This window comes from Stenotrophomonas sp. (assembly GCF_032103445.1).
Classification (GTDB): domain Bacteria; phylum Pseudomonadota; class Gammaproteobacteria; order Xanthomonadales; family Xanthomonadaceae; genus Stenotrophomonas.
Map to the genome: position 1 here is coordinate 5,786 of NZ_DAMDFR010000052.1, position 24,109 is coordinate 29,894.

Below are 24,109 nucleotides of genomic sequence, written 5' to 3' on the forward strand. Positions count from 1 at the left end.
TTGCCCGGCTGCTCTTCACTCAGAACCGGCCTTCCTGGAAATCGACGAAGGCCTGCATCAGTTCCTGGCGCGTGTTCATCACGAATGGGCCATGCCGCATGACCGGCTCGCGCAGCGGGCGGCCGGCGACCAGGATCAGGCGCGCGCCCTCGGCACCGGCCTGCAACTGCAGCACTTCGCCACCGCCCAGCACCGCCATTTCCTGCGCACTCACGGGGCGCGCATCGCCACCCTGCCCGACCGTCAGCGCCCCCTCGAACACATAGGCAAACGCGTTATGCCCGTCCGGCAGCACGTAGTCCCAGGCCACGCCTGCGGCCAGTTCGATGTCCAGGTACACCGGGTCGGTAGCCGGCTGCGCAATCGGTCCCACGGTGTCGCCCACCTGCCCGGCGATCACCTTCACCTGCACGCCGGCCGCCGGCTGCACCACCGGAATGCGATCAGGTGCAAATTCCTGGTACTTCGGGTCGGTCATCTTCTCGCGCGCCGGCAGATTCACCCACAACTGGAAGCCGCGCATGCGCCCGGACTCCTGTTCGGGCATTTCCGAATGCACCAGGCCTCGTCCGGCGGTCATCCACTGCACGCTGCCCGGGGTCAGCAGGCCCTCATTGCCGTGGTTGTCCTTGTGCCGCATGCGCCCGTCCAGCATATAGGTCACGGTCTCGAAGCCGCGGTGCGGGTGGCTGGGGAAGCCGGCCAGGTAGTCCTCGGCCTTGTCGGTGCCGAACTCGTCCAGCAGCAGGAACGGGTCCAGGTCGGGCAGGTCGGGACCGCCGATGACGCGGGTCAGGCGCACGCCGGCCCCGTCAGAGGTGGGCATGCCACGAATGGTGCGCTGCACACGCACAGGGGTTGAGGTGCTCATGTTGACTCCATCGAAAGGTTACCCGGTACAAGATGGGCGCAGCCCCTGGAGCCGCCAACGGCCACGCCCGCAACCCATTGTTCCAGACACAAGGCCCATACGACCAAAGTACTAGCGGCAAGCCATCGCGATTGCATTGACCCGGTCCATGACTGGGCAGACTCTTAACAGGCACTCCAGGGAGACGCACATCTCATGAAAGGTTTTTCCAAGCTGGGCTGGGCCGCGCTCGCGCTGCTCGGCGCATTCTGTCTTGGCACCGTCGCACTGCGGCGGGGCGAGCACATCAATGCCTTGTGGATCGTGGTTGCCGCGGTCTCCATCTACCTCATTGCCTACCGCTTCTACAGTCTGTTCATCGCCGACAAGGTGATGCAGCTGGATCCCACCCGGGCCACGCCTGCGGTGATCAACAACGACGGCCTGGACTACGTGCCCACCAACAAGCACGTGCTGTTTGGCCACCACTTCGCGGCCATTGCCGGTGCAGGCCCGCTGGTCGGTCCGGTGCTGGCGGCGCAGATGGGCTATCTGCCCGGCCTGCTCTGGCTGGTGGTCGGCGTGGTGCTGGCCGGTGCGGTGCAGGACTTCATGGTGCTGTTCCTGTCCAGCCGGCGCAACGGCCGCTCGCTGGGTGACCTGGTGCGCGAGGAAATGGGCCAGGTGCCTGGCACCATCGCCCTGTTCGGTGCGTTCCTGATCATGATCATCATCCTGGCGGTACTGGCCATGGTGGTGGTGAAGGCGCTGGCGGAAAGCCCGTGGGGCATGTTCACGGTCATTGCCACGATGCCCATCGCGATCCTGATGGGCATCTACATGCGCTACATCCGCCCGGGCAAGATCGGTGAAATCTCCGTGGTCGGCCTGATCCTGTTGCTGCTGGCGATCTGGTACGGCGGCAAGATCGCGGCCGACCCGGTGTGGGGTCCGGCCTTCACCTTCACCGGCACCCAGATCACCTGGATGCTGATCGGCTACGGCTTCGTCGCTTCGGTGCTGCCGGTGTGGCTGCTGCTGGCACCGCGCGACTACCTGTCCACCTTCCTCAAGATCGGCACCATCGTTGCACTGGCGATCGGCATCCTGATCGTCATGCCGGAACTGAAGATGCCGGCGTTGACCCAGTTCGCGGCCAGCGGCGACGGCCCGGTGTGGAAGGGCGGCATGTTCCCGTTCCTGTTCATCACCATCGCCTGCGGCGCGGTGTCGGGTTTCCACGCGCTGATCTCCTCGGGCACGACGCCCAAGCTGCTCGCCAATGAAAGCCACATGCGCTACATCGGCTACGGCGGCATGCTGATGGAATCGTTCGTGGCGGTGATGGCACTGGTGGCCGCGTCGATCATCGACCCGGGCATCTACTTCGCGATGAACAGCCCGGCCGCGGTGATTGGTGCGGATGCGGTGTCCGCCGCGCACTACATCACCAACACCTGGGGCTTCACCATCACCCCGGAACAGCTGGAAGCCACCGCGGTGGCGATTGGTGAGCCGACCATCCTGCACCGTGCCGGTGGTGCACCGACATTGGCGGTGGGTATCGCGCAGATCCTGCATGAGGCCATCCCCAGTGGCAGCAACGCGATGATGGCGTTCTGGTACCACTTCGCGATCCTGTTCGAAGCCCTGTTCATCCTGACCGCGGTGGACGCAGGCACCCGTGCCGGGCGCTTCATGCTGCAGGACCTGCTGGGCAACTTCATCCCGGCGCTGAAGAAGACCGAGTCGTGGACCGCCAACATCATCGCCACCGCCGGCTGCGTGGCGCTGTGGGGCTATCTGCTGTACACCGGCGTGGTTGATCCGTTCGGTGGCATCCAGACCCTGTGGCCGCTGTTCGGCATCTCCAACCAGATGCTGGCGGGCATTGCGCTGATGCTGGGCACGGTGGTGCTGTTCAAGATGAAGCGTGACCGCTACGCCTGGGTCACGGCGGTGCCAGCCGTGTGGCTGCTGATCTGCACCACCTACGCGGGCCTGATCAAGATCTTCGACAGCAACCCGGCGCAGGGCTTCCTGGCCCAGGCGCACAAGTTCCAGGACGCCATCGCCGCCGGCACCATCACTGCCCCGGCCAAGAGCGTGGCGCAGATGCAGCAGATCGTGGTCAACGCCTACGTCAACACCGGCCTGACCGTGCTGTTCCTGTTCGTGGTGTTCTCGATCCTGGCCTATGCGATCAAGACCATTGTGGTGGCGCGTCGTTCGCCGCAGCGCACTGACAAGGAAACCGCGTACGTGAAGCTGGAACCGCACCAGATGGCGGACCTGTAATGGGTACCGGGCTGGTTCCTGTCAGTCAGTACCAGGCCCACCGCCGCCTCTGGCGGCGGCTGGTGCAGACCGCTCGCCTGTGCTGCGGCATTCCGGACTACGACAACTACGTGCGGCACGTGCTGGAGAAACACCCAGACCGCACGCCGATGGACTACAAGACGTTTTTCCGCGAACGTCAGGAAGCGCGCTACAGCGGGCGCAACGGCGGCCGCTGTTGTTGAGCACTAGTTGATGGTTTGAAAAGCGGAACGGCGGCACTTCGGTGTCGCCGTTTTTCGTTTGGATCGCCGCGGAAAGCTACGGCTCTGCATTGATGTCTGGCTTGGCGGGACGGGGTGGGTTTGCGGGGGACGCCGTAAACCCGTCCATGGGGGCTTGGTCGCCGCATCCATGCGGCTCACACCCCCGCAAACCCACCCCGCCCCACCCTCGACAGTGCATCGGTGACGGAACCGAAAGCGGTAGCGCCGGCCGTTGGCCGGCCTCGACATTGTCAGAGCCGACCGTTGACGATTATGCGCCCGCCATCCACTTCAGGATCAGACCGGTCACGTACGCCAATCCGGTACCGGTGGCGTAGCCCACCGTCCCCAGCAACACACCCACCGGTGCCAGCGTGGGATGGAATGCCGCTGCCACCACCGGTGCCGAAGCGGCCGCACCGATGTTGCCCTGCGAACCAATGGCAAAGAAGAACAACGGCGCGCGCAGCAGTTTGGCAACAATCCACAGCACCAGGATGTGAGTCAGCATCCAGATCACGCCGAGCAGGAACAACCACGGACGATCCAGCAGCGAGAGCAGGTTCATCTGCATGCCGATGCAGGCGATCAGGAAGTACAGAAAGACCGTGCCCAGGCGCGAAGCACCGGCCGCTTCCAGCTTCCGGGCGCGGGTGAAGCTCAGGGTCAGACCCAAGGCGGTAGACAGCAGGATCACCCACACGAACTGGCTGTCCAGGCTGAACTGGCTGGCCCAGCTGATGTTGGCTTTGAACCAGCCGCTCAGCGGTGCGGCAATGGCATGCGCCAGCCCCACCCCGCCCAAGGCAACACCGACAATGACCATCAGGTCGCTGAGGGTCGGAATGCGTGCGTTCTGGGCCTCGTAAGCGCTGATGCGCGCCTTCATTTCATCGATGGCGCGGGTGTCGGCCCCATTGCGGGTGTCGATCTGCTGGGCGCGGTTGGCCAGGAACAACAGCACCGCCATCCACAGGCTGGCGCAGGCCACGTCGACCACGGCGAACTGGCCAAAGGTGGTGGCGTCGGTGCCGAACACCTCACGCATCGCCACCATGTTGGCCCCGCCCCCGATCCAGCTGCCGGCCAGCGCCGCCATGCCGGCCCAGGTGTCGCCGGCCACGGTTTCAGGGTGGATCAGCTTCATCACCTGGAAGGACACGATGGCCCCCAGCATGATGCCGGCGGTACCGGCGCAGAACACCACCAGCAGCTTGGGGCCGAGCTTGAGAATCCCCTTCAGGTCGATGGACAGGGTCAGCAGCACCAGTGCGGCGGGTAACAGCACATCGCGGGCGATGGGGTTGTAGAGCTTGGTGTTGTGGCCGTCAATCAGGCCGGTGGTGTTGTAGATGGCGGGAATGAAGTAGCACAGCAGCAGGGCTGGCACCCAGGCGAAGATTTTCTTCAGCAGCGGCGTGGGACCGCTGGCGGCCCAGAAGATCAGGGCCAGTGTCGCAGCAATCAGGCCAAGGCCCACGATGTCGCTGGTAATCAGGGCGGTACTCGGTTCGGTCGGCATGCAGCCATCCTCTGTCGATCGAAAGGGCAAAAAAAAACGCCACATCACGCGGCGCTTTCTGGAGCTTAACATTGTCTTCACGGCGTGCCACCTTGCGCCGCACCCGCACCCTATTCAGGTTTTGCGCCGGACAGCGAGGCTCCCAGGTCGAGAATCACCCGGGTGCCGCGTGGCTCGCTGGGTTCGATCGTCAGCCCCCAACCCAGGTGCTCGCACAGCCGCGCGATCAGCTCCAGACCGATGCCATCGCCCTCCCCGCGGTCACCGCGCGCCATGCGCGCATACACGGCGGCAATTTCTTCCGGGCTCATGCCCAGGCCCGGGTCCTGCAGGGTGACCACTGCGCGCTCGGACAGCGACAGACTGATGGTGCCGCGCCCGCTGTTTTCGATGGCGTTACGCAGCAGATTGCCAATCGCGGCCTGCACCACGCCCAGCGGTGCCACGATGTCCAGCCGTGGCAACGGCTGCATCTCAATGTGCAAGTCTTTGTCGCCCAGCAGGTGGCGGTGGTCCTCGACAATCTCCGGCAGCAACGCGTCGAGCGCGATGCGCTCCTTCAGTGCGGCCAGCCGCGCCGGTTCGCGTGCCAGTACCAGCAGCAGCTGGATCAGCTGCTCCACGCCCTGCGCGCTGCGGTGCACGCGCTGCATCTGCTGGCGAGCGCGCTCGGGAAGGTCCGGCTGCTCCAGCGCCAGTTCAGATGCGCCCGTAATCACCGCGATGGGCGTGCGCAGTTCGTGGCTGGCGGTACTGATGAAGACCCGCTCACGTTCGACAAACTGCTCGTTACGGCGCAGATAGTCGTTGAGTGCATCGGCGATGACGTACAGCTCGGAGCTGCCGCGTGGGTCCACATCCACCCGCTGGCCGGGCACGCCCGGGCGCAGGTCATGGATGTGCCGGGCCAGCGAGCGTAGCGGCTGCACCAGCCTGCTGACACCTATGGAGGCCATCAGCACGGTCACGATGATCATCACCACACCCGCCAGCATCACCCAACGTGTGGCGAACTCTTCAAGATCGTGGAAATCGTTGATGTCCAACGCCAACGCCAATCGCCCCTGGGTGGCGGTGTCGCGGACCATCACCGCGGCCGGGCGATCGTTGATCACCACCCCATCGTGCAGGCCGGGATGCAGGGTACGCAGGACCGGCGGCACCGCCGGATCATCGCTGATGGTGAACAACCGCAGTGTGTCCGAGTCCTGCCAGCGGTAATGCGGCTCGTGCTCGATGTGGTTCACGATGCTGTCCAGCTCGGAATTGAGCAGCGCGCGCCACGCCGAATGTTCGGCGTGTTCGTGCACGTAGTTGCCCACGCTGAACACCGCCACCGAGATCAAGCCCAGGTAGGCCAGCAGCCACCACACCAGGCGGCGGTGCAACGGACCGGGTTTACGCAGACGCATCGCTTCCTTCCGTGGCCGTGGTAGCCAGGCGATAACCAACACGCGGCAAGGTGTGGATCAGTTTGGTTGCGAACGGACCGTCCACGCTGCGGCGCAGCTCGTACACGTGCGAGCGCAGCAGATCGCCGTCGGGCAGCTCGTCGCCCCACAGCGCGAACTCCAGCTGCTGGCGGGTGACGGCCGCCGGGCTCGCACGCATCAGCACTTCCAGCAGCTTGCGGCAGGCCGGGTACAGGTGCAGTACCTGGCCATCACGGCGCGCCTCCAGCGTCGCCAGGTCCAGGCTGAGGTCAGCCACTTCCAGCACCTTGCGCGGGTTGCGTCCGTGCGCACGCACCTGCAGCGCCTCCAGCCGCACTTCCAGTTCCGGCAACGCGAACGGCTTGGTCAGGTAGTCGTCCGCACCGGCACGGAACCCGGCGATCTTGTCGGGCAGGTCATCACGGGCGGTGAGCATGATCACCGGCACCTCTGAACCCTGCTCGGCGCGCAGCCGGCGCAGCACTTCCGGTCCTTCCATGCGCGGCAACATCCAATCAAGAATCACCGCGTCGTACGCGTGGGTACCGGCCAGGTGCAGGCCGGTGATGCCGTCCGGCGCGACGTCCAGCACATGTCCGCGGGCCTCGAAGTACTCGAACAGGTTGGCCACCAGCTGGCGGTTGTCTTCGATGACGAGCAGGCGCATCTGCGCGGTTCCGGGGGTAATAACCACCATGGTAGCGTCGGGAATGTCGAAATACGGTCGCAATTGGCCCGATTCGACGCCTTTCTTACATCCCCCCCTCCAGAGTACGTCTTTTGGCCGCGACGTCCCCCGTGACCCGAATGCTGCTGCGCCCGCACTGGCGCGTTCTGATCTGCCTGGCCCTGCTGCTGACCCTGGCCGCCGGCATGGGGCTGCGCTCACCCTCACCGCCAGACGAGCCCCGCTTCGTGCTGGCCGCACGCGACATGGTGGAGAGCGGACAGTGGCTGTTGCCACACCGGGGCAGCGAGCTGTATGCGGAAAAGCCGCCGGTGTTCATGTGGATGCAGGCGGCCACGTATTCGGTCGTGCGCGACTGGAACCTCGCCTTTTTGATTCCTTCACTGCTGGCTGCGCTGACCACCTTGTGGCTGTGCTGGGATCTGGGGCGGCGCTTATGGAACCGACGCGTGGGCTGGTGGGCCGTGCTGGCGCTGATGAGCTGCCTGCAGTTCGGGTTGATGGCCAAACGTGCACAGATCGACATGGTGCTGGTGGCGATGACCACGCTGTCGCTGTGGGGGCTGCTGCGGCATCTGCTGGAACGCCCCAACACGCGCGCGTTGTGGCTGGCCGGCTTTGCCGCCGGGCTGGGCACGGTGACCAAAGGCGTCGGCTTCCTGCCCCTGCTGGTGCTGCTGCCCTGGGCACTGTGGCGCTGGCAGGTGCGTGGCCGCGCGGGCGTCTACCTCGCCCCTGCCCGCCCGCTGCTCTGGCTGCTGCCGGCGTTCCTGCTGGGCACGGCGGTGTGGCTGGGGCCGTTGGGCATCGCCCTGCTGACCGCGCCCACGCCGGAGCTGCAGGCCTATGCCCACGAACTGCTGTTCAAGCAGACCGGCACCCGCTACGCGAACGCCTGGCACCACGTGCAGCCGGCCTGGTACTACCTGCAGGTGATGGCCACCCTGTGGCTGCCCGGCAGCCTGCTGCTACCCGCCCTTGCACCCGGCTGGTGGCGCAGACTGCGCCGGCTGGATGCGCGCTGGTGGCTGCTGCTGGGCTGGGCGCTGCTGGTGCTGTTGTTCTTCAGCGCCAGCCCCGGCAAGCGCGAGGTGTACATCTTCCCGATGCTGCCGGCGCTGTGCGTGGCGGCGGCACCGTTGCTGCCGGGGCTGCTGCGCCGGCCCGGGCCGCGCTGGGTGTTGCTGGCCTACACCGCCGTGCTGACCGTGGCGGCGCTGGTGATCGGCGTGCATCTGCTCGGTGGCAGCCCGTGGGCGCACGCGCAACTGGCCAGGCGTTCGATGCCGGACAGCCTGCTGGATCCGCTGGGTCTATGGCTGTTCGGCTTCGGTCTGGTAATGGCGGTGCTGCTGGCGGGGCTGCGGTTGCGCCGCACCGGCCTGCTGGTCGTGCTCGCCTCGCTGCTGCTGTGGAATCTATATGGCTGGGGCCTGATGCCGGCGCTGGACCCGTATAGCTCGGCATCGGCGGTGATGCAGCGGGTGGGCGAGCGGATCGGAGCGCAGGCCGAGCTGGGCGCGGTCGCCTGGCGCGAACAGAACCTGCTGCAGGCCGACCGCCCGGTGACCGATTTCGGCTTCAAGCGTGACTGGAACGATCAGTGGCAAGATGCGGTGCCGTGGCTGATGCAGGCTCCGCACAAGCGCTGGCTGCTGGTGGCCGAGCCGGCCTTGAGCGCATGCGTCGACCGTGCGCAGTCCATCGCCATCGGAAGTGCCAACCGCAATGACTGGTGGCTGGTGCCGGGCACCGCGCTGGACGCGCAATGTCATGCCACCGTGGTAGGCGGCGAAGCGATGGGCGATGACGGCGATTGATGAACGTCCGCCCGCGTTTAACGGTTGCCAAACGCGGCTCTGACCGGTATCCGACAGCGCGCTGACGAGCATGGTCCGGATCCTTCCTGACGGCTGTTGTTCGCATGCGCCCTGTTCCTGCCGCGACGGTTGTCGCGACCCCGTTTCCCCGCGTAGTTCCCACTACGTTCCTGACCCGATACCTGCTGCTGCCCTGGATCGCGGCGCTGCTCGTGAGCTGGGCGTTGATGGGCGCAGGTGGTGACCAGTGGCTGGCCGACCAGCTCTATCGGCTGGAAGGTCACCGCTGGGCGTTGCAGAACGCGTGGGTCACGACCCACCTGATCCACAAGGGCGGCAAGTGGCTCAGCGCATTTGCCACGCTACTGGCACTGGTGGCCTGCTTCCACGCGTGGCGACATGCGCGCTGGCGCAGCTGGCGCTGGCCGCTGCTGTACCTGGTGCTGGCGGTCGGGCTGGGCACCGTCATGGTGTCGCTGTTGAAATCGCTCACCCACATGGACTGCCCCTGGGACCTGACCCGCTATGGGGGTTTACGCGAGTTCGTAGGCCTGTTCGCCTCGCGACCGGCCGACATGCCACGCGGGATGTGCTTCCCGGCCGGACATGCCAGTGCCGGCTACGCCTGGGTCAGCCTGTATTTCTTCGCGCTGATGGTTCGCCCAGCCTGGCGCTGGCGCGGGCTGGCCGTGGGCCTGCTGGCGGGCGCGGTGTTCGGGTTTGCCCAACAGCTGCGAGGCGCGCATTTCCTCTCGCATGACCTGTGGACCCTGGTCACCTGCTGGACCGTCGCATTGGGGCTGTACCTTGTGGCCCTTGCGGTGTCGCGACCGGCCCACTAGCCTTCGGGCGGTAATTCACCACCCAAGGATCTGCCCGTGAACCACCGCCCGCTTTTGCTGGCCCTGGCTGTTGGTGCTGCCGCACTGACGCTGGCGGCCTGCCAGAAGGAACCGTCCCCCGCCGCCACGCCGGCGGCCGGCACCGCCAAGCCCACCGAGACCGCGGACCAGTTCATTGCCCGCGTCAATGCCGAGTACAAGGCCATGTACCCGGAAATGACCTCGGCGCAGTGGTTGTCGTCGACCTACATCAATGACGATTCCGAACGCGTGGCGGCCAAGGCCAACGAGCGCTGGCTGACCGTGTTGAACGGCTGGATCGCCCAGGCCGGCCAGTACGACGGCCAGCCGATGAGCGAAGACACCAAGCGCCAGCTGCACCTGCTGAAGCTGATGACCGCCATGCCGGCCCCGCGCGATCCGGCCAAGCTGGGCGAGCTGACCCGCATCGCCAGCCGCATGGAAGGCGCGTATGGTGCCGGCAAGTACTGCACCGACGAGGCCAACCCGGCCACCTGCCGCCAGCTCGGCGACCTGGAACAGGTGCTGGCGCGCAGCCGCGACTACGACGCACAGCTGGACGCCTGGCAGGGCTGGCACGGCACCACCAAGCCGATGCGTGCCGATTACCAGCGCTTCGTCGGGCTGGTGAATGAAGGCGCGAAGGAAATGGGCTTCGCGGATGCCGGTCAGATGTGGCGCAGCGGCTACGACATGCCGGCTGATCAGATCGGCCCGGAAACCGACCGCCTGTGGGAACAGGTCAAGCCGATGTACGAGCAGCTGCACTGCTACGCCCGTACCAAGCTGGATACCACCTACGGCAAGGACAAGGCCGAAACCCAAGGCGGCCTGATCGCCGCGCACCTGCTGGGCAACATGTGGCAGCAGGACTGGTCCAACCTGTGGGACCAGCTGGAACCCTACCCCGGTGCCGGCAGCCTGGACATCACCGCCGCGCTGGAAAAGCAGTACCAGGGCAACCTGAGCGGGGCCATCGCCAAGGCCGGTGGCAGCAACGCCAGCATGGAAGCGCTGTACAAGGCGCAGCGTGATGCAGAACTGCGCACCGCCAAGCAGATGACCGAACGCGCGCAGGACTTCTACGTGTCGCTGGGCATGCCCGCGCTGCCGAAGTCGTACTGGGAGAAGACCCAGTTCATCAAGCCGCTGGACCGCGACGTGGTCTGCCACGCCAGCGCGTGGGACATGAACATGGAAGGCGACGTGCGCACCAAGATGTGCATCAAGCCGAACGAAGAAAACTTCACCACGATCTACCACGAACTCGGCCACATCTATTACGACCTGGCCTACAACCCGCTGCCGCCGCTGTTCCAGGGCGGTGCCAACGACGGCTTCCATGAAGCCATCGGCGACACCATCGTGCTGGCCATGACGCCGCAGTACCTGAACTCCATCGGCCTGGTCGACAAGCCGCAGGAAAGCCGCGAAGCCACCATCAACGCGCAGATGCGCATGGCGCTGAGCGGCGTGTCGTTCCTGCCGTTCGGGCTGATGATCGATCGCTGGCGCTGGGGCGTGTTCGACGGCTCGATCACGCCGGAGAACTACAACAAGGCGTGGTGGGACCTGAAGGCCAAGTACCAGGGCGTGGCTCCGGCCAGCGCACGCGGCGAGGAGTTCTTCGACCCGGGCGCCAAGTACCACGTCCCGGGCAACACCCCGTACACCCGCTACTTCCTGGCGCGCATCCTGCAGTTCCAGTTCTACAAGGGCCTGTGCGACGCGGCCGGCTACAAGGGCCCGCTGCACCAGTGCAGCTTCTACGGCAACAAGGAAGCCGGTCAGAAGTTCTGGGCGATGCTGAGCAAGGGTGCCAGCCAGCCGTGGCAGGCCACGCTGAAGGAGATCACCGGCGGCGAGAAGCTGGATGCCGGCCCGATGATCGAGTACTTCACTCCGGTCAACGAGTGGCTGAAGCAGCAGAACCAGGGCCAGATGTGTGGCTGGCAGGCTCCGGGCGCGGTTGCGGCAGCTCCGGCGCAGGCAGCACCGGCCAAGCAGTAATGCCACAGTTGTGATGATTCAAAACAACGCCCCGCAAGGGGCGTTGTTCGTTTATGGGGAAAAGACGACCACTTGAAACCTCTTGCATTCCGCCAGCTCCTTTCCTGTGGCGCACTATCGTATCTAGACCAACAAGACAGGCCAGATGCGGTATCCCATCATGATTGAAGCAGGCGATAACAACACCGCGTGGAGCGTGGTTGTTCCGGATCTACCCGGCTGCTTTTCCGCTGGCGACACATTGGACGACGCAATGATGGCCGCAGAGGAAGCTGCCGCCGCATGGATTGACGCGGCATTGGACGCTGGCCAGACCATCCCTTCGCCATCCCAGGCTCAGGACATTATTGAGAAGGGTGAGTTCAAGGGCTGGATCGTCAGCTACATCAAGGTAGATCCTGCTTTGCTGGACGACACCATTGAGCGGGTCAACATCAGCATCCCAAGGCGGATCCTGATGAGGATTGATGCCAAGGCCAAAGAGGCGGGTGAAACGCGCTCTGCCTATATAGCGCACCTGGCAGTCGGTTGAACTGACCGGTTGTTGCGAACGACGAAAGCCGACCTTCGGGTCGGCTTTCTGCTGTCTGGTAAGTGTCAGCCACGCAGGGCGTGGCTCTACGTTCCGTTGAGGATTGCGGCGGCGCGTTAGCGGGTGCGCGGAAATGTGACGCAGCGCATTGCGCAAAGCGGATGCGGATCAAGGAATCAACGACTTCAAACAAATACGAAATCCAATCGCGTACTCCAGCGCTACCGTGCAGCTTCCCTTCCGCATCAGGACGCATCATGCATACCCCTGCTTTGCTGAGCACTGCCCTGCTGGTGGCCCTCGCCGGTGCCGCCCCGGCTCACGCCGCTTCTTCCCAACAACCGCGCGCCTCTACTGCCGCCGCCAGCGACACCTGGAGCCCCACCCAGACCTACACCGCCGGTTGCGTGGTGATCTTCCAGGGCCGCTACTTCAAGGCCAAGTGGTGGGCTGATGCCGGTCAGTCCCCGGCGCAGATTGATCCCGCGCAGCCGTGGTTGTCACCCTGGGAAGAAGTGGCCGAAACCGCGCCCGGTTGTGATGGCGGTGGTGGCACCCCAGTCGATCCCGATCCGGACCCGGACCCGCTGGACCCGGTGCAGATTCCGCTCAGCAGCCTGCGTGCTGACGAGGCCCGGCTGACCGACTTCCCCCTCATGCAGCAGACTTTGGCGTCGATCCGTACCCTGCCCAACGCCGAGGTGGAAGCCGTGCAGCCGCTGCGCCCGGCCAACCCGGAGAATGTGCGCCGGGTGGAAGCGCTGGTCAGCAACGAACAGTTCGAATTCCTGTTCCCGCTGCGCGCGCCGGAATACACCTATCGCGGCTTCCTGCAGGCGTTCGCCAAGTTCCCGGCGATCTGCGCCACCTATACCGACGGCCGCGACTCCAACGCGATCTGCCGCAAGACCCTGGCCACCATGGTCGCCCACTTCGCGCAGGAAACGGGTGGCCATGACGCGCACAGTGCCATCCCCGAGTGGCGGCAGGCGCTGGTGCATGTGCGTGAGATGGGCTGGAGCGAAGACCGCGCCGACGGCTATGCGGGCGAATGCAATCCCAGCACGTGGCAGGGCCAGACCTGGCCGTGCGGCACTTTTGCCGACGGCCCGAATGCCGGTCGCTACAAGAGCTACTTCGGGCGTGGGGCCAAGCAGCTGTCGTACAACTACAACTACGGTCCGTTCTCTGATGCCATGTTCGGCACCGTGCGCACCCTGCTGGACCATCCCGATCTGGTCGCCGACACCTGGTTGAATCTGGCCAGCGCGGCGTTCTTCTACATGTACCCGCAGCCGCCGAAGCCTTCGATGATGCATGTGATTGATGGCACGTGGCAGCCGAACGCGCATGACGTCGGCAACGGTCTGGTACCCGGGTTCGGGGTGACCACGCAGATCATCAACGGCGGCGTGGAATGCGGCGGCAGCAGCGAACACCTGCAGTCGCAGAACCGCATCACCTATTACAAGGCGGCCGCGCAGTACTTCAACGTGCCGGTGCCCGGCAATGAAGTGCTGGGCTGCAAGGGCATGAAGCAGTTCGATGAAGGTGGTGCTGGTGCGCTGCCCATCTACTGGGAAGAGAACTACGACTGGGTGCCGGGCAATGTGGGCGGTCGCAGCTACCAGTGCAAGCTGGTGACCTACCAGACACCGTATTCGGCGTTGAAGCCGGCCGATTACGTGAACTGCGTGATCGACAAGTTCCCGAATGTCGAGGTGATTGAATAACGTTCGGCCGGATTTATGATTTCTTCTTCAAACTCTCGGCGAACTGCACCTTGAACTGATCGAAGTCCAGGCCATCGGCCTGGGCTTCGGCATGCGCGGCGTCCTTGAGCACGTCCGAGTACATCAGACGCACCGGCGTGCCCTGGCGTTCGTGCAATTCGGCGGCCTGCATGATCAGCGCCAGCACGCGTGCAGCGCTCGGGCTCTGCCCGGCAATGCGACCGTCCATGCCCAGCACCCATTCGCCGTCGCGGCGGACAATGCCGGCCAGCAGCGTGCGCTGCTGGTCGCGCAGTTCCGCATGCGGCTCCACCGGCGAGGCGTGGGCCTTTTCGCGGTTGGCTTCTTCGATTTCACGGCGCCGGCGCAGGTCGCGGCGCAGCTTGGAGGTGGTCGACATCAGGTACGTCCGGACTGCATCAATGGGGAAAGGATACCGCAGCGGACCTTGGGGCCGGTGTTCAGGCCGCCTCGGCCAGCAGTGCCCGGCGGCGTTCGCAGTGGCGCTCCCAGTACCAGAAGCTGGCCCCGATGGCGAAGAAGCCACCGTAGCCCAGCGCCAGGTGCAGCGGCTGGCTGCTCAGCAGCGGCGAGACCATGCCGGCCACCACCGTGTTGATCATCAGCTGCAGGAACATCTGCATCGAGGACGCCAGCCCGCGCTGGTGCGGGTACATATCCAGCACCGCCAGGGCCAGGATCGGGAAGATCAGCGCCATGCCCACGCCGCCGAGGAAGATCGGCAGCACCGCCCACGGCACCGCGATCTGCGACACCGACAGCACATAGGCCAGGTTCACCAGCGCCGACAGTCCGCACAGCGCGAAGCCGATGCTGACCTGGCGCTGCGCGGTCATGCGCCCGGCCATGCGCCCGGACAGGAACGAGCCCAGGGTCATGCCGCCGATGGTGGGAATGAACAGCCAGGCAAAGCCGCCCTCGCCCAGCTTCAGGTGCTGCATCACCAGCACCGGGGCCGAGGCGATGTACAGGAAGATGCCGGAGAAGTTGAACGCACCGGCCGCGGCCAGTCGCAGAAGGCGCGGGTTGGAGCCCATACGCACGTAGCTGCGCAGCAGCGGGCTCATTGCCAGGGGCGTGCGGGCCGGCTCCGGATGGGTTTCCGGTAGCCACTTGCCGGTGGCCAGCAGCAGCAGCGCGGCGAAACTGACCAGGAACCAGAAGATCAACGGCCAGTCGCCACCACCGAGCAGAATCCAGCCGCCGATGATCGGGGCGATGGCCGGGGCCACGCCGAAGATCATCGAGACCTGGCTCATCAGCCGCTGTGCGTCCGCACCGTGGTACAGGTCGCGGATGACCGCGCGCCCGACGATGACGCCGACGCCCGCCGACACGCCCTGCAGGGCGCGGAACACCAGCAGCGTGGTCAGGTCGCGCGACAGCGCGCAGCCGATGGACGCAGCAATGAACACCACCAGCCCGCCCAGGATCACCCGCCGCCGCCCGAAGGCATCCGACAGCGGACCATGCGCCAGGCTCATCAAGCCGTAGAACAGCAGGTACACGCTGACCGTCTGCTGCACCGCCACCTGGTCCACCTGCAGGCGCTCACCCAGCAGCAGGAAGGCCGGGAAGATCGTGTCGATCGAGAACGGACCGAACATGGCCAGGCCGGCCAGCAGCAGGGCCAGGCGACGCGTGGAGGGTGAGGCGGGTGTCATGGCTGGGTTCCGTCAGCAGCCTGCGCGAGCGCAGGCAGGCACCGGCCCAAACCCGGGCGGTGCCTGATGAATACGAGAATCCGCTCATGATAGGCCGTTGCGCCGGCCAGTTCCATGCCCAGAGGGCTGAATGCGTACGGTTCGCAGCCCGTGTTCATCTGCCGTGCGGCCGTTGCGCGACGGGGCGCTGGGCTATAATCGCCGGGCAACATGGTGGGAGAAGCGGAGCGTCGTTTTGAAGCCCCCGCTGCCGAAGGCGCAACGCCCGTAATCGCTCAGGCCCGATACCACCCGCAGCAAAACTCTGGAGAGACCGGCCAATGCCGGCGCCGAAGGGGCACGAAGCACGCAGCCGCGCGCTTCCAAACTCTCAGGCAAAAGGACAGAGGGGCACCCAGGAAGACCGGAAGGTCTTCTGAACGTGCGTGCCCACTCTTCCGGAAGCCAGCCATGTCCCAGAACACCCCTACCCTGCGCGAGCTTGAACACCACGCCGCGTTCGTCGAACGCCATATCGGCCCGAACGACGCTGAAATCGCGCAGATGCTCGACGTGGTCGGCCACGCCTCGCTGGACGCCCTGACCGACGCGATCGTGCCCGCCTCGATCAAGTCGCCCGCGCCACTGGCGCTGCCCGAGTCGCTGACCGAAGTGGAAGCACTGGCCAAGATCCGCGCCATTGCCAACAAGAACCAGGTGTTCCGCACCTTCATCGGCCAGGGCTACTACGGCACCCTGACCCCGAACGTCATTCTGCGCAACGTGCTGGAAAACCCGGCGTGGTACACGGCGTACACCCCGTACCAGGCCGAGATCTCGCAGGGCCGCATGGAAGCGCTGATCAACTTCCAGACCCTGTGCGCCGACCTCACCGGCATGGAGATCGCCAACGCCTCGCTGCTGGACGAAGCCACCGCCGCCGCCGAGGCGATGACCCTGGCCAAGCGTTCGGCCAAGAGCAAGTCCGACACCTTCTTCGTGCACGACGCCGTGCACCCGCAGACGCTGGAACTGCTGCGCACCCGCGCCGAGCCGCTGGGCATCGTGCTGCGCGTGGGCACCCCGGCCGAAGCGATGGAAGCCGATTCCTACGGCGTGCTGCTGCAGTACCCGGACACCTTCGGCCACATCGGCGACTACAAGGCGCTGGCCGATGCCGTGCACGCACGCGGCGGCCTGGTCGCCGTGGCCACCGACCTGCTGGCCCTGACCCTGATTGCCGCCCCCGGCGAATGGGGCGCGGACATCGTGGTCGGCAACAGCCAGCGCTTCGGCGTGCCGTTTGGCTTCGGTGGCCCGCACGCCGCCTTCATGGCCTGCCGTGATGCCTACAAGCGTTCGATGCCGGGCCGCCTGATCGGTGTCTCCATCGACGCCCAGGGCAACCCCGCCTACCGCCTGACCCTGCAGACCCGCGAGCAGCACATCCGCCGCGAGAAGGCCACCTCCAATATCTGCACCGCGCAGGTGCTGCTGGCGGTGATGGCCTCGATGTACGCCGTGTACCACGGTCCGGAAGGCCTGACCCGCATTGCCCGTCGCACCCACCGCCTGGCCGCGATCCTGGCCGCTGCGCTGCGCGACGCCGGCGTCAACGTCGGCGAGCACTTCTTCGACACCCTGCACGTCAAGGACATCGACGCTGCCGCCATCCACGCCAAGGCCGCCGCTGCCCGCATCAACCTGCGCGCGATCGACAGCGAGGCCGTGGGCATCAGCCTGGACGAAACCACCACGCGCGCCGACATCGTCGCGCTGGGCCAGCTGTTCGGTGCCGTGGTCGACGTGGACGCGCTGGACATCGCCACCGCCGACGCCCTGCCGGCCGGTCTGGTGCGCACCAGCGAATTCCTGACCCACCCGGTGTTCAACACCCACCACAGCGAACACGAGCTGCTGCGTTACCTGCGCTCGCTGGCCGACAAGGACCTGGCCATGGATCGCACCATGATTCCGCTGGGCAGCTGCACCATGAAGCTCAACGCCACCGCCGAGATGATTCCGGTGACCTGGCCGGAGTTCGCCAACATCCATCCGCTGGCCCCGGCCGACCAGTCCATCGGTTACAAGGAGCTGATCGACGGCCTGGAAGCGATGCTGGTGGAGTGCACCGGTTACGACGCCGTCAGCCTGCAGCCGAACTCCGGCGCGCAGGGCGAATATGCCGGTCTGCTGGCAATCCGCGCCTACCACCGCTCGCGCGGTGAGGGCCACCGCGACATCTGCCTGATTCCCGATTCCGCGCACGGCACCAACCCGGCTTCGGCGCAGATGTGCGGCATGAAGGTGGTGGTGACCAAGACCGACGCCAACGGCAACGTGGACGTGGAGGACATCCGCCTCAACGCCGAGAAGTACAGCGACCGCCTGGCCGCGCTGATGGTGACCTACCCGTCCACCCACGGCGTGTTCGAGGAAGAGATCGTCGAGATCTGCAACATCGTTCACCAGCACGGCGGCCAGGTGTACACCGACGGTGCCAACATGAATGCCCTGGTCGGCGTGGCCAAGCCGGGCAAGTGGGGTTCGGACGTTTCGCACCTGAACCTGCACAAGACCTTCTGCATTCCGCACGGCGGCGGCGGCCCGGGCGTCGGCCCGTGCGCGGTGAAGTCGCACCTGGCTCCGTTCCTGCCCAAGGTGCTGGGCGGCGAAGGCGACGTCGGCATGGTCAGCGCGGCCAGCTTCGGCAGCGCCTCGATCCTGCCGATCAGCTGGATGTACATCACCCTGATGGGCACCGCCGGCCTGCGCAAGGCCACCCAGGTGGCCCTGCTCAACGCCAACTACATCGCCAAGCGCCTGGCTCCGTACTACAAGACCCTGTACACCGGTCGCAACGGCCTGGTCGCGCACGAGTGCATCCTGGACGTGCGTCCGCTGGAGAAGACCTCGGGCGTGGTGGCGGAAGACGTAGCCAAGCGTCTGATCGACTTCGGCTTCCACGCCCCCACCCTGAGCTTCCCGGTGGCCGGCACGCTGATGGTGGAACCGACCGAAAGCGAATCGCTGCATGAGCTGGATCGCTTCATCAACGCGATGATCCAGATCCGCGAGGAAATCGCCGCGATTGAAGACGGCCGCCTGGATCGTGAGGACAACCCGCTGAAGAACGCTCCGCACACCGCTACCGCCGTGTCGGGCAGCGAATGGGAACACGCCTACCCGCGCGAACTCGCCGCCTTCCCGCTGGCCAGCCTGAAGCAGCAGAAGTACTGGCCGCCGGTGGCCCGCGTGGACAACGTGTACGGCGACAAGAACGTGATGTGCGCGTGCATTCCGATTGATGCGTACAAGGAAGATGAGGGTGTGGCGGTCTAAGGGCGCTGCACGCTGATGGAAACGAAGACGGCCCGCGCAAGCGGGCCGTTTTTGTTGGTACGGATGAGCCGCGATGACGCGCATGGCGCGTCACTACGCGGAATGCCTGAATGCCGGAATGCCGGAATGCCGGAATGCAATGGTAGGGTCGCACGACAGTCGACCGCCGATAACGGTGATCGGCAGGGTGAGGCATGACCTGCGACGGAGAAGCGCGTCATCGTTCGTTGGTCATGCCCCAATGCACCGATAACTGATATCGGCGGTCGACTGTCGTGCGACCCTACCGGATCCCCTCCCCGGGGGATTCCATCGGCGGCTCCATTCGCCAATATGCAAACGGCCCGCATCAGCGGGCCGTTTGTCGTTCAATCACTCTTCGATGCGATTCCGCCTCACCCGTCGCGCAACTTCACTGCTGATCGCAATAAACGCGGTCAGCGCGGCCATCGACAGGAACTGCACCCGGGTCACCTCTTCGGACAACAGCAGTCCGAAGATCAGCACCAGGATGCCGAGCGCGCCCACGGTGAGATACGGGTACCCCGCCATGCGGAACGGCAGCCGGGTGCCATCGCGGTTGGCCCGGTGCCGCAGAATCAGCTGCGACAGCAGCGACATGGTCCACACCAGCAGGCAGGTGGAGCCGACGATGTTCAGCAGCACCGGTAGCACCTTGTTCGGGAACATCAGCTCCATCACGGTGGCGGCAAACCCGAACAGCACGCTGGCCAGCACGGCGATGATCGGCACTTGGCGCGGGTCGGTCCAACCCAGCACCGCCGGCGCTTCGCGGCGCTGGGCCAGCGAGTAGATCATGCGCGAGGCCCCATAAAGGTTGGCGTTGAGCGCCGACAGCAGGGCAATCACCGCGATCAGGGTGATGGCAGTGGCCGCACCCGGAATGTTTGCCACTTCCAGCACAGCGGCAAACGGGCTCTTCAGCGCCTCGCTGTTCCACGGCACCACGGCGATGATCACGCTCAGCGAGCCGATGTAGAACACCAGGATGCGCCACGCCACGGTGCGGATGGCACGGGCAATGCTGCGCTCGGGGTCTTCGGTTTCCGCCGCCGCCACCGCCACGATCTCCGTGCCACCAAAGGCGAACACCACCACCAGCAGCGCGGCACCGATGCCGGCCAGCCCGTTCGGGGCGAAGCCGCCGTGCTGGGTGAAGTTGCTCAGGCCCGGCGACGTGACGTTCGGCAACCAGCCCATCAGCAGGGCCACGCCGATCAGGATGAAGCCGATGATCGCCACCACTTTAAGGATGGCGAACCAGAATTCGAATTCGCCGAAGTTGCGCACACCGAGCAGGTTGATCGCAGTGAAAAACACCATGAACGCCAACGCGGCCATCGGCACCGGAATGACCGGCCACACCGTGGCCAGCAAGCCGGCCGCGCCCACCGCCTCGGCGGCGATGACGATGACCAGCTGCACCCACCACAGCCAACCGACGGTGGCCCCGGCGGTGGCCCCCATGGCGTCGGCAGCGTAGACCGAGAACGCGCCACTGGTCGGCTTGGCCGCGGCCATTTCGCCCAGCGCGTTCATGACGATGATGACCAGCGTGCCGGCCAGCAGGTAGGACAGCAGCACCGCCGGACCGGCGGCGGCCACGCCCACGCCGGAGCCCAGGAACAGGCCCGCGCCGATGGCGCTGCCCAGACCCATCATGATCAGCTGGCGGGGTTTCAGCGCGTGGCCCAGGCGGGCGTTGGACGAAGCGGGTGCAGCCGGGTTCTGGGATGCGGGCATCGGAAGTCGAAGGCGGGCAACAGGTGCGACACGATACCGTGTATGACGCACCGGCGGGATAGGCCGAAAGCCCACCCCGTCATTGAATCAGTCCGCGCCGGCGTCGTCGCCGCGCCCGGATACCTGCACCCGGTAGGCCCGGGGCGACACCCCCACTTCCGCCTTGAACTTGCGGGTGAATGCACTCTGGTCGGTGAAACCGCAGGCCTGGCCTACGCTGGCGATGCTTTCGCTGCCATGCAGCAAATGCATCGCCATCTGGATGCGCAGGCGCGTCAGCACCTGCTGCGGGGTCATCTGGAACACCTTGCGGAAGCTGCGCTCCAGCTTCGACAGCGAGAATCCGGTGATGTCCAGCAGGGTCTGCATGCGGACGTTTTCGGCGTAATGTGCGTTCAAGTGCGCCAGCGCCAGCCGCAACTGCTCGTACTGGGTGCCCAGGCTGTCCTTCTGGCCGAGGTCGCGGGAAATGCCGATCACCCCTTCGATACGCCCGTCCACCCGCAGCGGCCGCTTGCAGGTGAGGCACCAGCCCGGCTCGCGGTTGGCGAACAGGTGCAGCTCCATCAGGTTTTCGATCACCTGACCGGCGAGTACCTGGGCGTCCTGGGTCGCGTAATCGGCGCTGAGCCCGGTCGGGTAGATCTCGGCGGCAGTGCGGCCAATGATCTCCTTGCGTGAGCGCAGCCCCAGCCGGCGCAGCATGGTCTGGTTGATATGCGTGTAGCGGCCGTCACGGTCCTTCATGAAGAACAGCACGTCGGGAATGGCGTCAAACAGGGCTTCGATATCGGCGGGTTCGACGCGCATGCGGAGGGAGACAGCAGCAGGACGGGGGACGTTCAGGATACCGCCCCTGTCGCTTTCCACCCAACAGCAGCCCGTGTGATGTGAAGCACAAGTCGAAGAAGAGAGGAAAACTCCTACCCGCGATTAACGGCCCAGCCCCGAAGGTGGAACGATTCCCCCGCCAGCCCGGAGCCACTCATGGCCGCCAGCAAGCCCCGCAGCAAGCCCGCCCCCAAGCGCAGCCCCGCCCCCGCCGCCGAGGTGCGCGGCAATGCCGATGAACTACACCAGCAGGCCGGTGGCGGCCACCCGGTGCTGACCACCAACCAGGGCATTCCGGTCGGCGACAACCAGAACTCGCTGCGCCCCACCCCGCGCGGGCCAACCCTGTTGGAAGACTTCATCCTGCGCGAGAAGATCACCCACTTCGACCACGAGCGCATTCCCGAGCGCATCGTGCACGCACGTGGCAGCGCCGCCCACGGCTACTTCGAGCTGACCCGCTCGCTGCACGAATTCACCCGCGCCCGTGTGCTGACTGAAGTGGGAGTACGAACCCCCGTGTTCACCCGCTTCTCCACCGTCGCTGGCGGAGCCGGTTCGGTGGATACCCCGCGCGACGTGCGCGGCTTCGCGGTGAAGTTCTACACCCCGGAGGGCAACTGGGACCTGGTCGGCAACAACATTCCGGTGTTTTTCATCCAGGACGCGATGAAATTCCCCGACCTGGTGCACTCGGTGAAGATGGAACCGGATCGCGCCTTCCCGCAGGCCGCCAGCGCGCATGACACGTTCTGGGACTTCATCTCGCTGATGCCCGAGTCCATGCACATGATCATGTGGGCGATGAGCGACCGGGGCATCCCGCGCTCGCTGCGGATGATCGAGGGCTTCGGCGTGCACAGCTTCCGCCTGCTCAACGATGCCGGCGAGTCCACCTTCGTCAAATTCCACTGGCGGCCGAAGCTGGGCGTCCAGTCCACGGTATGGGACGAGGCGCTGAAACTTCAGGCAGCGGACAATGACTTCCACCGCCGCGATCTGTTCGAGGCCATCACTGCCGGCGACTTCCCGGAATGGGAACTGGCGGTGCAGCTGTTCAGCGAGGAAGATGCGGAAAAATTCCCGTTCGACCACCTGGACCCGACCAAGATCATTCCCGAATCGCTGGTGCCGCTGACCGTGATCGGGCGCATGGTACTGGACCGCTGGCCGGACAACTTCTTCGCCGAGACCGAGCAGGTCGCCTACTGCCCCGCCAACGTGCCGCCGGGTATCGACTTCAGCAACGACCCGCTGCTTCAGGGCCGGCTGTTCTCCTACCTGGACACCCAGTTGATCCGTCTGGGCGGCCCGAACTTCCACCAGATTCCGGTCAATGCCCCGAAGTGCCCGTTCGCCAACCACCAGCGCGACGGCCACATGCAGATGCGCGTTCCCAAGGGCCGGGTGGCCTATGATCCCAGTTCCCTGGAAGACGACAGCCCCCGCGAAAGCGCCGACGGCTTCCCGAGCCATGCCACCCCGGCCGACGATGGCAACAAGGGCCGCGTGCGCCCCGAGAGCTTTGCCGACCACTACAGCCAGGCACGGCTGTTCTTCCGCAGCCTGGAAGCGCCGGAGCAGGCACATCTGGCCTCGGCACTGGTGTTCGAGCTTTCGAAAGTGGAAACCGCCAAGGTGCGCGAGCGCACCGTGAGCCATCTGCGCAACATCGACGACAAACTCGCCAAGCGCGTGGCCGATGGACTAGGCATGACCGCCCTGCCCGACCCGGCCCCCACCGCAACCCCAGCGCAGGACCTGCCCAAGGCTCCGGAAGTGCGCATCATCGGGCGCACCAAGGACACGCTGAAAGGCCGTGCGATTGGCATCCTGTTCGACGAAGGCTCGGATGCTGGCATCCTCAACACGCTGCGCAAGTCCGCCGAAAAGGCCGGTGCCACGGTGAAACTGGTGGCCCCGAAGTTGGGTGGCGGCAAGCTGAGCGACGGCAAGCGCCAGGCCGCCGATGGACAACTGGCGGGCACACCTTCGGTTGTGTTCGATGCCGTGGCGGTGGTGCTGAGCGCCGAAGCCGGCAAACGCCTTGGCAAGGAAGCGGCCGCGATTGATTTCGTCAGCTTCGCCTGGGCGCATCTGAAGGCGATTGCCGCCGACGAAGGTGGTCAAGCTCTGCTGAAGACCGCCCGCGTAGGCAACGACGCTGGCGTGGTGGAGGCCGAAGACGCCAAGGCCTTCCTCACCGCTGCCGCTACCCGCCAGTGGGCGCGCGAACCCAAACTGCGCACGCTGGCCTGACCCGAGGAGACACGACATGCCTGTGGGAGACAAATCCAGCTACACCGACAAGCAGAAGCGCCAGGCCGCGCATATTGAAGAGAGTGAGAAGAAGCAGGGCCGCAGCGAGAAAACCGCCGAGCGCATTGCCTGGGCAACGGTCAACAAACAAGACGGTGGCGGCAAAAAGAAGAAATGACACAAGTTCAGCGCGCGGGAACCGGTAGCAACCGTGTTCGTCGGCGGTGGCTTCGCGACCCGGCGTTCGCCAAATCT

18 protein-coding genes and 1 riboswitch are annotated in these 24,109 nt (G+C 65.5%); of the genes, 10 read left to right on the plus strand and 8 right to left on the minus strand.

Annotated elements, in window-relative coordinates; all coding sequences use genetic code 11:
* Nucleotides 1-19: 19 nt before the first annotated feature.
* A complete protein-coding gene (locus RT551_RS15995; protein WP_313460487.1) occupies nucleotides 20-871 on the minus strand; it encodes a pirin family protein in 852 nt (283 codons plus the stop codon).
* A 195-nt stretch (nucleotides 872-1,066) separates the two neighbouring features.
* Between RT551_RS15995 and RT551_RS16000 the strand changes: the two genes are divergently transcribed.
* Entirely contained in the window at nucleotides 1,067-3,148 is a 2,082-nt protein-coding gene (locus RT551_RS16000; RefSeq protein WP_313460489.1) for a carbon starvation CstA family protein, read from the plus strand.
* Complete coding sequence (locus RT551_RS16005) at nucleotides 3,148-3,372, plus strand: CstA-like transporter-associated (seleno)protein (protein WP_125360992.1); 225 nt, start codon at nucleotides 3,148-3,150, stop codon at nucleotides 3,370-3,372. Before RT551_RS16000 ends, RT551_RS16005 begins: the two co-directional genes overlap by 1 nt.
* 292 nt (nucleotides 3,373-3,664) lie before the next feature.
* Here the strand turns inward: RT551_RS16005 and RT551_RS16010 are convergent, their stop codons facing one another.
* From RT551_RS16010 to RT551_RS16020, 3 genes are all read right to left on the minus strand, one after another.
* Complete coding sequence (locus RT551_RS16010; RefSeq protein ID WP_313460491.1) at nucleotides 3,665-4,915, minus strand: DUF819 family protein; 1,251 nt, start codon at nucleotides 4,913-4,915, stop codon at nucleotides 3,665-3,667.
* Between the two features lie 110 nt (nucleotides 4,916-5,025).
* Nucleotides 5,026-6,327, minus strand: a complete 1,302-nt coding sequence (locus RT551_RS16015; protein ID WP_313460493.1) for a HAMP domain-containing sensor histidine kinase — start codon at nucleotides 6,325-6,327, stop codon at nucleotides 5,026-5,028.
* Nucleotides 6,314-7,015, minus strand: coding sequence for a response regulator transcription factor (locus tag RT551_RS16020; RefSeq protein ID WP_313460495.1), 702 nt, complete (start codon nucleotides 7,013-7,015; stop codon nucleotides 6,314-6,316). Before RT551_RS16020 ends, RT551_RS16015 begins: the two co-directional genes overlap by 14 nt.
* 140 nt (nucleotides 7,016-7,155) lie before the next feature.
* Between RT551_RS16020 and RT551_RS16025 the strand changes: the two genes are divergently transcribed.
* The 5 genes from RT551_RS16025 (at nucleotide 7,156) to RT551_RS16045 (ending at nucleotide 13,994) form a co-directional block, all read left to right on the plus strand.
* Entirely contained in the window at nucleotides 7,156-8,856 is a 1,701-nt protein-coding gene (locus RT551_RS16025; protein WP_313460515.1) for a glycosyltransferase family 39 protein, read from the plus strand.
* A gap of 104 nt (nucleotides 8,857-8,960) precedes the next feature.
* On the plus strand, nucleotides 8,961-9,698 hold the full coding sequence (locus tag RT551_RS16030) for a phosphatase PAP2 family protein (RefSeq protein WP_313460497.1): 738 nt from the start codon (nucleotides 8,961-8,963) through the stop codon (nucleotides 9,696-9,698).
* Nucleotides 9,699-9,734: 36 nt separating this feature from the next.
* Nucleotides 9,735-11,729 carry a M2 family metallopeptidase gene (locus RT551_RS16035; protein ID WP_313460499.1) on the plus strand — a complete coding sequence of 665 codons (1,995 nt, stop codon included), beginning with the start codon at nucleotides 9,735-9,737 and terminating at the stop codon, nucleotides 11,727-11,729.
* 160 nt (nucleotides 11,730-11,889) lie between these two features.
* A complete protein-coding gene (locus RT551_RS16040) occupies nucleotides 11,890-12,261 on the plus strand; it encodes a type II toxin-antitoxin system HicB family antitoxin (RefSeq protein ID WP_313460501.1) in 372 nt (123 codons plus the stop codon).
* A 257-nt stretch (nucleotides 12,262-12,518) separates the two neighbouring features.
* Nucleotides 12,519-13,994 (plus strand): glycoside hydrolase family 19 protein, encoded by a 1,476-nt coding sequence (locus RT551_RS16045; protein WP_313460503.1) that lies wholly within the window; start codon nucleotides 12,519-12,521, stop codon nucleotides 13,992-13,994.
* A gap of 13 nt (nucleotides 13,995-14,007) precedes the next feature.
* Here RT551_RS16045 and RT551_RS16050 read toward each other — a convergent pair whose 3' ends face one another.
* Nucleotides 14,008-14,394: a hypothetical protein gene (locus RT551_RS16050; RefSeq protein WP_125360996.1), complete on the minus strand. Its 387-nt coding sequence runs from the start codon at nucleotides 14,392-14,394 to the stop codon at nucleotides 14,008-14,010.
* A 61-nt stretch (nucleotides 14,395-14,455) separates the two neighbouring features.
* The gene (locus RT551_RS16055) at nucleotides 14,456-15,679 is read right to left on the minus strand and encodes a multidrug effflux MFS transporter (protein WP_313460507.1); all 1,224 of its coding nucleotides are present in this window, start codon (nucleotides 15,677-15,679) and stop codon (nucleotides 14,456-14,458) included.
* 294 nt (nucleotides 15,680-15,973) lie between these two features.
* Nucleotides 15,974-16,075: riboswitch (glycine riboswitch) on the plus strand.
* A 54-nt stretch (nucleotides 16,076-16,129) separates the two neighbouring features.
* Between RT551_RS16055 and gcvP the strand changes: the two genes are divergently transcribed.
* Entirely contained in the window at nucleotides 16,130-19,000 is a 2,871-nt protein-coding gene (gene gcvP / locus RT551_RS16060; protein WP_313460508.1) for an aminomethyl-transferring glycine dehydrogenase, read from the plus strand.
* Between the two features lie 372 nt (nucleotides 19,001-19,372).
* On the opposite strand, the gene RT551_RS16065 is transcribed toward gcvP, so the two are convergent.
* Both RT551_RS16065 and RT551_RS16070 read right to left on the minus strand, forming a co-directional pair.
* Entirely contained in the window at nucleotides 19,373-20,764 is a 1,392-nt protein-coding gene (locus RT551_RS16065) for an amino acid permease (protein ID WP_313460510.1), read from the minus strand.
* 87 nt (nucleotides 20,765-20,851) lie between these two features.
* Nucleotides 20,852-21,574, minus strand: coding sequence for an AraC family transcriptional regulator (locus RT551_RS16070; RefSeq protein WP_311192215.1), 723 nt, complete (start codon nucleotides 21,572-21,574; stop codon nucleotides 20,852-20,854).
* 177 nt (nucleotides 21,575-21,751) lie between these two features.
* On the opposite strand from RT551_RS16070, the gene RT551_RS16075 reads away from it, so the two are divergent.
* Both RT551_RS16075 and RT551_RS16080 read left to right on the plus strand, forming a co-directional pair.
* The gene (locus tag RT551_RS16075) at nucleotides 21,752-23,854 is read left to right on the plus strand and encodes a catalase (protein ID WP_313460513.1); all 2,103 of its coding nucleotides are present in this window, start codon (nucleotides 21,752-21,754) and stop codon (nucleotides 23,852-23,854) included.
* A 16-nt stretch (nucleotides 23,855-23,870) separates the two neighbouring features.
* Nucleotides 23,871-24,032 carry a hypothetical protein gene (locus tag RT551_RS16080; protein WP_282295269.1) on the plus strand — a complete coding sequence of 54 codons (162 nt, stop codon included), beginning with the start codon at nucleotides 23,871-23,873 and terminating at the stop codon, nucleotides 24,030-24,032.
* Nucleotides 24,033-24,109: the final 77 nt, after the last annotated feature.

What these genes read in the sequence shown, in the direction of transcription:
- RT551_RS15995 (WP_313460487.1), bottom strand. Translation starts at nt 871, where the DNA reads ATGAGCACCTCAACCCCTGTGCGTGTGCAGCGCACCATTCGTGGCATG.
- RT551_RS16000 (WP_313460489.1), top strand. Translation starts at nt 1,067, where the DNA reads ATGAAAGGTTTTTCCAAGCTGGGCTGGGCCGCGCTCGCGCTGCTCGGC.
- RT551_RS16005 (WP_125360992.1), top strand. Translation starts at nt 3,148, where the DNA reads ATGGGTACCGGGCTGGTTCCTGTCAGTCAGTACCAGGCCCACCGCCGC.
- RT551_RS16010 (WP_313460491.1), bottom strand. Translation starts at nt 4,915, where the DNA reads ATGCCGACCGAACCGAGTACCGCCCTGATTACCAGCGACATCGTGGGC.
- RT551_RS16015 (WP_313460493.1), bottom strand. Translation starts at nt 6,327, where the DNA reads ATGCGTCTGCGTAAACCCGGTCCGTTGCACCGCCGCCTGGTGTGGTGG.
- RT551_RS16020 (WP_313460495.1), bottom strand. Translation starts at nt 7,015, where the DNA reads ATGCGCCTGCTCGTCATCGAAGACAACCGCCAGCTGGTGGCCAACCTG.
- RT551_RS16025 (WP_313460515.1), top strand. Translation starts at nt 7,156, where the DNA reads ATGCTGCTGCGCCCGCACTGGCGCGTTCTGATCTGCCTGGCCCTGCTG.
- RT551_RS16030 (WP_313460497.1), top strand. Translation starts at nt 8,961, where the DNA reads ATGCGCCCTGTTCCTGCCGCGACGGTTGTCGCGACCCCGTTTCCCCGC.
- RT551_RS16040 (WP_313460501.1), top strand. Translation starts at nt 11,890, where the DNA reads ATGATTGAAGCAGGCGATAACAACACCGCGTGGAGCGTGGTTGTTCCG.
- RT551_RS16045 (WP_313460503.1), top strand. Translation starts at nt 12,519, where the DNA reads ATGCATACCCCTGCTTTGCTGAGCACTGCCCTGCTGGTGGCCCTCGCC.
- RT551_RS16050 (WP_125360996.1), bottom strand. Translation starts at nt 14,394, where the DNA reads ATGTCGACCACCTCCAAGCTGCGCCGCGACCTGCGCCGGCGCCGTGAA.
- RT551_RS16055 (WP_313460507.1), bottom strand. Translation starts at nt 15,679, where the DNA reads ATGACACCCGCCTCACCCTCCACGCGTCGCCTGGCCCTGCTGCTGGCC.
- gcvP (WP_313460508.1), top strand. Translation starts at nt 16,130, where the DNA reads ATGTCCCAGAACACCCCTACCCTGCGCGAGCTTGAACACCACGCCGCG.
- RT551_RS16065 (WP_313460510.1), bottom strand. Translation starts at nt 20,764, where the DNA reads ATGCCCGCATCCCAGAACCCGGCTGCACCCGCTTCGTCCAACGCCCGC.
- RT551_RS16070 (WP_311192215.1), bottom strand. Translation starts at nt 21,574, where the DNA reads ATGCGCGTCGAACCCGCCGATATCGAAGCCCTGTTTGACGCCATTCCC.
- RT551_RS16075 (WP_313460513.1), top strand. Translation starts at nt 21,752, where the DNA reads ATGGCCGCCAGCAAGCCCCGCAGCAAGCCCGCCCCCAAGCGCAGCCCC.
- RT551_RS16080 (WP_282295269.1), top strand. Translation starts at nt 23,871, where the DNA reads ATGCCTGTGGGAGACAAATCCAGCTACACCGACAAGCAGAAGCGCCAG.